Source organism: Marinobacter vulgaris, from assembly GCF_003344045.1.
GTDB lineage: Bacteria > Pseudomonadota > Gammaproteobacteria > Pseudomonadales > Oleiphilaceae > Marinobacter > Marinobacter vulgaris.
In genome coordinates, this window is record NZ_QFWX01000065.1 from 1 (window position 1) to 320 (window position 320).

Consider the following 320-nt stretch of genomic DNA (forward strand, 5'->3'; position numbering starts at 1 on the left):
CTGACCCACAAGGCCCAGGCAGTGGGTTATCATCCGGATATTATCCTTGCGGGCCGACGTGTAAACGACAATATGGGCCCTTACGCTGCCTCTGAACTGGTGAAGGCGATGATCAAGGCTGGCCATACCATCGCCCATGCCCGTGTGCTGATTATGGGTTTCACATTTAAAGAAAATTGCCCGGATTTGCGCAACACTCGTGTTATTGATGTGGTTAAAGAGTTGTCGGAATTTGGGTGTAAAGTGGATGTTACGGATTGCTGGGCGAACAATGAAGAAGCCGAGCATGAGTATGGCATTTCATTACATCCGAATCCGGA

1 protein-coding gene is annotated in these 320 nt (G+C 49.4%); it reads left to right on the forward strand.

What is annotated here, in order from left to right; genetic code table 11:
• Window positions 1–320, forward strand: a 320-nt coding sequence (locus tag DIT71_RS17820) for a UDP binding domain-containing protein (RefSeq protein ID WP_319921927.1), incomplete at both ends; no start/stop codon positions are given.